This window comes from Dryocola boscaweniae, assembly GCF_025215095.1.
In the GTDB taxonomy this organism is placed as follows: Bacteria; Pseudomonadota; Gammaproteobacteria; order Enterobacterales; family Enterobacteriaceae; genus Dryocola; species Dryocola boscaweniae.
Window position 1 is genome coordinate 1 of record NZ_JALHAP010000034.1, and the last position, 450, is coordinate 450.

At 54.0% G+C, this 450-nt stretch carries 1 protein-coding gene; it reads right to left on the minus strand.

The window, feature by feature from the left end:
• Positions 1–450: ShlB/FhaC/HecB family hemolysin secretion/activation protein (locus MUA00_RS00180; protein ID WP_271121234.1), on the minus strand; the 450-nt coding region annotated here is incomplete at both ends.

A 450-nucleotide genomic window follows, 5' to 3' on the forward strand; every position in this document is an offset into this window, starting at 1 on the left:
CGGTAAAACGATGTGTCTGGCTGTCACCGGTTGAAGCCCAGTTAAAACCGTTGTTATTGATGGTGCTGAGGTAGTTACTCCAGCTATAGCTGTAATCCAGCAGGCTGTAGCCGTACGGCACGCTGACACCCGCCTGGAAATTTTGCGCGTTATGTGATGATGAAAAATCGCTGCTGCGCCCGCCGCTGACGAACCATTTATCAGCCAGCCCCAACAGGTTATTCCCTGTCAGCGAGCCGTTAATTTGCCCGGTGCCGGTGCTCTTCTGGCCGCTGTTATCAAAGCTTACGGAGGCAGAGAGCGGGAATTCCGGGGTGGCCGTCAGATTAACAATGGAGTAGCCGGGTTTATCGGACGGCAGGATTTCAATCTGTACCGGCGTGCTGCGCACGCGATTGATTTGCTCCATGCCCTGCTCAATATCGCGCAGGTTCAGGATATTGCCCTCAA